We start from the raw sequence: 6,038 nt of genomic DNA, 5'->3' as shown, positions 1-6,038 counted from the left end.
CCGCCGCGACGAGGTACGTCTTGCCGGCGCCGAGATCCCCCTCCAGGCCGACGACGTCGCCGGGCGCGAGCAGCGCCGCGAGCCGGCCGCCGAGCTGCAGGGTGGCCTCCTCGTCCGCGATGTGAAAGGTCGCGGTGTGCATGGCCGTTTCATACACCAGCCCCGCGTTTCACGATAGAATGAACGCCACGACGACGAAGATCGCGCGGAGGCCGCGCGGAGGAGGGGAGACGATGACGACCAGGATGACGATGGTGGCGGTATTGGCGTTCGCGGCGGCCGTCGGCCTCGCGGCGTGCGACGGTGGGGGCGGCTCGGGCTCGGGCTCGGACTCGGACGCGGATTCGGACGCGGATTCGGACACGGATTCGGACGGCGACTCGGACACGGATTCGGACACGGATTCGGACACGGATTCGGACGCCGACTCGGACACGGACGCCGACGCGGCGTACTGCGTCGAGACGTGCGACAGCCCGGGAGACTGCGTGCCGTCGACGTCGAGCGCGCTCACAGACGCGGACAACTGGGACTGCGACGGCGACGGGCACTGCGTGTACACGGGCTGCAACTCGACCGACGAGTGCCAGACCGCGTACTCGTCCGACCTGTACGGGTGCACGGACTCGACCGGCTACGGGACGATCCCGGGGTGCGCCCTCCTGTGCGACGACGTGAGCGACTGCTACACCGAGTACTCGCCGGTCGGGTACGACGCGGACAACTACCTCTGCAACGGCGACGGGTACTGCGAGTTCACCGGCTGCAACGACACGGGGGAGTGCGCCGAGATGCTCGTTGGCTACGTCTGCGCCGAGATCGCGGGGTGGGATATCGACGTGTGCCAGCTCTCGTGCGACGCGCCCGGGGACTGCGGCACCGGCACCGCGGCGTACGACGACGACAACTACGACTGCGTCGACGATCTCTGCGTCTACACGGGCTGCAACTCCTCGGCGGAGTGCCAGGAGAGCAACGGCTCGGATTGGACGTGCGAGGGGATCTGATCAGTCCTCGTTCGCCGCCTTCATCGCGTAGTACGCCGTGTTGTAGCTGAAATCGATGTAGGCGTCGTCGTTCTCCATGGCGATCACCTCCATGGTCTCGAGGTCGATCACCCCGCCCCACGGCACACCAGCGGCTCCGGCAGGAAGCCACTTTCCAGTGCAACCCGTGATGCCCGGGAAGTGCGTTTGACAGTAGGTGAGCGCGTTGGCGAGCGGCTGTTCCACACTCCCGAAGGCAGACGTGTATCCCATCAACGCGATGCCGTTGACTTCGTCGAGCAGTCCGTACGTCACGAGGTTTTCCATGCCCGCCATCCAGGCGGGACAGGTGGGTCACGAGGAGTCGGAGAGCATGACCAGGAGCGACTGGGCGCCGGTCTCCTGCCCGTAGCAGAAGAGGTCCTCCATCGTGAACGCCACCTCGTTCGTCTCGTCGCCGTCGATCACGCCGTCGTGGTTGGCGTCGAACGCGCCGCTCATCTGCCAGTCACCTATCACCTGGTTCAGCACGGCGGGGTTGCTCGACGCCCAGGAGATGACCCCCTCGGCCGTGCAGTCGGCGTCGGAATCGGAGTCGGTGTCCGAATCCGTGTCGGAGTCGGTGTCCGAGTCGGAATCGGAATCGGAGTCCGAATCCGAGCCGCCGCCCCCGTCGTCACACGCCAGCTGCCCGGGCAGGGCGGCGAGCGCGGCGATGCACAACAGCACCGCGAGTCTCTTCAGCCTCGACATGTCGACCTCCTCCTGTGCCGCGCCACCGGCGGCCGCACCGCCGTTCGTCGTGAACGACGTTGATTTATTCTAGTAGAGGAGTGACTCGAACGCTACGCGGGGGTCAGAAAAAAAAATACGGGAAAGGCGGGGTTCGGGAGCGGTAAAGCGCTCATTCCGAGGCGCCGGTCCGACCGCCGCCGAACATCGTGCGCAGCTCCTTCTTCGAGATCTTGCCGGAGCCGGTCTTGGGCAGCGCGTCGAGGAAGAAGACGCGGCGCGGGACCTTGTAGCCCGCGAGGCGCGCCCTGCAGTGCTCCGCGATCCCGGTCGCGTCCGCGCGCCCGCCGGGCGCGAGCACGATCCCCGCGGCCACGATCTCGCCCCATGTCGGGTCCGGGAGGCCGAACGCCGCCGCCTCGAGCACGGCCGGGTGCTCGAAGAGCGCGTTCTCCACCTCGGTCGAGTACACGTTCTCGCCGCCCGTGAGGATCATGTCCTTCCTGCGATCGACGATGTTTACGTAGCCCTCGGCGTCGACGACCGCGAGATCGCCGGTCTTCAGCCAGCCCTCCGCGAACGCGTCGGCCGTGGCGTCGGGCCGGTTCCAGTAGCCCGGAGTCACGGTCGGGCCGCGCACCCGGATCTCGCCCACCGTGCGATCGTCGTCCGGCACGGGGACGCCGGCGTCGTCGACGACCGCGAGCTCCACCTTGCCGAACGGCCGCCCGGTGCGCGCCTTGATCCGCAGCCGCTCCTCGAAGGGCAGCGCCTCGAGGTGCGGGTGCAGGAGGCTGACGGTGAGGTACGGGCTCGTCTCGGTCATGCCGTACGTCTGGACGTAGTCGCACCCCAGCCGCTCGACGATCCGGCGCACGAGCTCGGGCGCTATAGGCGCGCCGCCGCTCAAGATGGTGCGCAGGCTCGAGAGGTCGCGGCCCGCGAGATCGTCGCGGGCGCACATCATGACCAGCATCGTCGGGATCAGGTTGCTCGTCGTGATCCCATGCCGCTCGATGAGCGCGAGCGCCTCGCCCGCGTCGAACCTGCCGCACATGACGTGGCGGCCGCCGACCTCAGTGATCGCGAACGTGGCCCAGGCGTCGGCAAGGTGGAACATCGGCGCGAAGTGGCCCCAGACGTCGCGCGCGCCGAGGCCCAGCTCCTCGATCGCCCATGTCGCGTGGACGCAGACGTTCCTGTGCGTCAGCATGACGCCCTTCGGCTCGCCGGTCGTGCCGCTCGTGTAGTAGAGGTGCGCCACGTCGTCCTCGCCGACCGGGGCGGGCGCGTACGGCCCGGCGGCGTCGGCGAGCGCCCGCTCGTAGTCGTCCGGCCCCCCGTCGTCCACGAGGAGCGCGTGCTCCACCGCGGTGCCCGGCCCGCCCGCTGCTTCGAGAGCCAGCGCGGCGTACTCTGGCGCGGCGATGAGCGCGCGCGCCCCCGAGTCCTCGAGGACGCGGCGGACGTCGCGGGCCGGGAGGCGCGTGTTCAAAGGCACGAGGATCGCGCCGAGCGCGGCGGCGGCGAAGTAGGCCTCCGCGAACTCGTGCGAGTTGGGGGCGAGGATCGCGATCCTGTCCCCGCGGCCGAGGCCCCTGCGCGCGAGCGCCCGGGCGAGCGATCCCGATCGCCCGGCGAGCTCGGCGTAGGTGAAGCGCCGCTCCCGATCGACGATCGCGATGCCGTCCGCGTAGGCAGACGCGGCGTGGACGAGGATGTCGGAAATCGACACGGCCGGGCCTCCTCCGGATGGGTTGTAGGCGACGGCGCGCGCGGTGGCAACTCGCCTTCACACGGCGTTTTCTCTTATTGGAACGGACGCGGCCGGTGTACACCCTGGCGCCATGGCGAGCGTGCCCTACATTGGAGAGATCCTGTCCCTCGCGGCGGCGCTGTTCTGGGGCATCGCCGTCGTCCTCTTCAAGCGGGCCGGCGAGACGATGCCGCCGCTCGCGCTCAACGCGTTCAAGGGCGCGATCGCGGTCGTCCTCCTCCCGGCGACGCTCGTGGTCGCGGGCGTTGACTTCACTCCCGAGGTGGCGGTCACGGACTGGGTCCTCCTGCTCGCCTCGGGCGTCATCGGGATCACCGTGGCCGACACGATGTTCTTCTTCTCGCTCGAGAAGCTGGGCGCCGGGCTCACCGCGGTCGTCGACACCTCCTACACGCCCATCATCGTGGCGCTGAGCGCGATCGTCCTCGACGAAACGCTGACCCCGCTCGTGATCCTGGGCGCCGCGCTCATCATGGGGGCGCTCGTCGTCGGCTCCGCCGCGCGCCCCGAGAAGGGGAGGACCCGAAAGGACATCGTCGCGGGGTTGATAGTCGGCGTGATCGGGCTCGGGCTCATGGCGGTGGGCATCGTCATGATCAAGGGGGTGCTGAACCGGCCCGAGGTCGACGTGCTCTGGGCCACGTGGGTCCGCGTCGTCGGCGGCTTCGTCGGCGTCTTGCCGCTCATCGCGCTCCACCCGAAGCGGCGCGCGCTCCTGGCGGCGCTGCGGCCGTCGCGGGCGTGGGGCGTCGCCGCGCTGGCCGCGCTGCTCGGGAGCTACGTCGCCATGATCGTGTGGGTGGGCGGCATGAAGTACTGCGACGTCTCGCGCGCCGCGCTCCTGAACCAGCTCTCGACGATCTTCATCTTCCTCTTCGCCACCGTTATCCTGAAGGAGCGGCTGACGTGGCGGCGGATCCTCGCGATCGTTCTCGCGGTGGCCGGGGCGTACCTCGTCATCGTCTGACGGGCGGCGCCTGCCCGTCGCGGTGGACCGGGATGTCGTCGAGGCCGGAGCCGGTGCGCGTCGCGCGGGTGCTCTGTCTCAACGCCGCGAGCCTGTCGCCCAAGGCTTCCGCGATCGGCCGGAGCAGGGGGACGTAGAGCACGACGAACACGACGATGCCCGTGCCGCCCCCGGCCGCCCAGGGCAGCCAGCGCGGTTCGGCGAACACCTCCGCGATCTCGGTGCCGACGCCGAGTCCGGCACCGACGCCGAGCGCGAGGCAGATGCCGACAGCCACAAAGCGCATGAGAGCCCCCGTTGGCTACGACCGTTCGTGTTCGAGGGGAGGATATCCTGGACCGGCCGGGTCGGCAAGCCGGAGCTCAGCCGGAGCTCAGCCGGAGCTCAGCGCCGTCACTCCGCCCGGAGCTCTGCGACGCACGCGACCTTTCCGACGGCCTCGACGATCTCGACGGCGAGGCGGCCGGTCCGCTTGCCGCCGAGGTCGATCTCCTCGAAGTAGCTGCTCGCGCGGTCGAAGCGGCGGGAGATCGTCCACGGGACCCCTGCGGCGCGGCCTCGAACGCGGATCTCGCGGACGGACGCCTTCGGGACGCCGTCGCACGGCGACGCGACCCAGATCCGCTCGACGGCCTCGCCCCTCGCGATCTCGATCTCCAGAACCGCGCCCGGCGCCCCGCGCCAGCTCGTCGCGAAGTTCCCGTCCGCGGTGCGACCGCCTCCCGGTGCGAGCGTCACGACCGCCCGTGAAGGCGTCGACAGCCGGTCGTAGCGCAGGGTGCCGCGGGCGCTTGCGAGCACGGCGATCGCCGCGGCGGCGCGCCGCGCGAGCTCGCCGGGAGGCGCCGTCGTCTTGACGGAGCGGTTCGTCAGCCAGCGCGCGGCCTCTTCGAACCTCGCGGGCCAAGCGATGGTCGGCGGCGTCGCGCGGATCCTCGCCTCGACCTCGGCCCAGAAGTCGAGGAGCGCCTGAAGCTCGCGCTGGACGACCTCGCCGTCGTCACCCGAGGCCTGCGTGCGCACGCGGTCGACGTGGGAGACGAGCCCGGTCAGGTCGCGGGCGCCGCCGCCGACCGCAGCGCCGATGACCGTGAGCCACTCGTCATAGAGCCCGCCGACCGTCTCGAAGCGCCGCCCGGAGGGGTCTCTCCGGGCCAGCATCTGCGCGTGGTAGGGAAAGACGCGGCGGATGGCGATCCCGCCGAGGCCGACGCCGACGGCCCTCGGATCGACCCCGCGCCTGCGCGCGCCCTCCAGGAGGGTGACATCCGCGTCGGTGCCGAACCTGCCGAGCGCGCGGGCCGCCCACGGGGAGATCGCGTCACCGCGTTCGAGGGCGCGGCGCAGGTGCGCGAGACCGCGGCCGTCGTGGGCGGCGGCGAGGGCGATGGCGCCGTTGAGCGCGATCGACGGCTCCGGGCTCGCCAGCAGCTGCTCCGCGGCGCGCGACGCGACGCCGTCACCGGCGGCGATGCGCAACGACAGCACGAGGGCGGAGTTGGGCGAGTCGGCGTAGCGCCGCCCGAGATCGGCGAGGAGGCGGCGATCCGGATCCTGCGCGCCGTCGCAGAGCCGT

General features: G+C 70.6%; 8 protein-coding genes. 2 read left to right on the top strand and 6 right to left on the bottom strand.

Features of this window, described 5'->3' with window-relative positions; all coding sequences use genetic code 11:
* Positions 1–142: tRNA (adenosine(37)-N6)-threonylcarbamoyltransferase complex ATPase subunit type 1 TsaE (locus M0R80_31075; GenBank protein ID MCK9464084.1), on the bottom strand; the 142-nt coding region annotated here is incomplete at its 3' end.
* Between the two features lie 91 nt (positions 143–233).
* On the opposite strand from M0R80_31075, the gene M0R80_31070 reads away from it, so the two are divergent.
* A complete protein-coding gene (locus tag M0R80_31070; GenBank protein ID MCK9464083.1) occupies positions 234–1,007 on the top strand; it encodes a hypothetical protein in 774 nt (257 codons plus the stop codon).
* Here M0R80_31070 and M0R80_31065 read toward each other — a convergent pair whose 3' ends face one another.
* From M0R80_31065 to M0R80_31055, 3 genes are all read right to left on the bottom strand, one after another.
* A complete protein-coding gene (locus M0R80_31065; GenBank protein ID MCK9464082.1) occupies positions 1,008–1,301 on the bottom strand; it encodes a hypothetical protein in 294 nt (97 codons plus the stop codon).
* A gap of 39 nt (positions 1,302–1,340) precedes the next feature.
* Positions 1,341–1,739 (bottom strand): hypothetical protein, encoded by a 399-nt coding sequence (locus M0R80_31060; protein MCK9464081.1) that lies wholly within the window; start codon positions 1,737–1,739, stop codon positions 1,341–1,343.
* A 151-nt stretch (positions 1,740–1,890) separates the two neighbouring features.
* Positions 1,891–3,453, bottom strand: coding sequence for a long-chain-fatty-acid--CoA ligase (locus M0R80_31055; GenBank protein MCK9464080.1), 1,563 nt, complete (start codon positions 3,451–3,453; stop codon positions 1,891–1,893).
* A gap of 112 nt (positions 3,454–3,565) precedes the next feature.
* Here M0R80_31055 and M0R80_31050 point away from each other — a divergent pair, with 112 nt between their 5' ends.
* Entirely contained in the window at positions 3,566–4,462 is an 897-nt protein-coding gene (locus tag M0R80_31050) for a DMT family transporter (GenBank protein ID MCK9464079.1), read from the top strand.
* Here M0R80_31050 and M0R80_31045 read toward each other — a convergent pair.
* The gene (locus M0R80_31045) at positions 4,452–4,748 is read right to left on the bottom strand and encodes a hypothetical protein (GenBank protein MCK9464078.1); all 297 of its coding nucleotides are present in this window, start codon (positions 4,746–4,748) and stop codon (positions 4,452–4,454) included. The genes M0R80_31050 and M0R80_31045 overlap by 11 nt on opposite strands.
* 107 nt (positions 4,749–4,855) lie before the next feature.
* On the bottom strand, positions 4,856–6,038 hold a 1,183-nt coding region (locus tag M0R80_31040; GenBank protein MCK9464077.1), incomplete at its 5' end, for a hypothetical protein.

This window comes from Pseudomonadota bacterium (assembly GCA_023229365.1).
Lineage (GTDB): Bacteria > Myxococcota_A > Polyangia > JAAYKL01 > JAAYKL01 > JALNZK01.
Note: the sequence above shows the minus strand (reverse complement) of the source record. Positions and strands in the feature narration are given on the sequence as shown.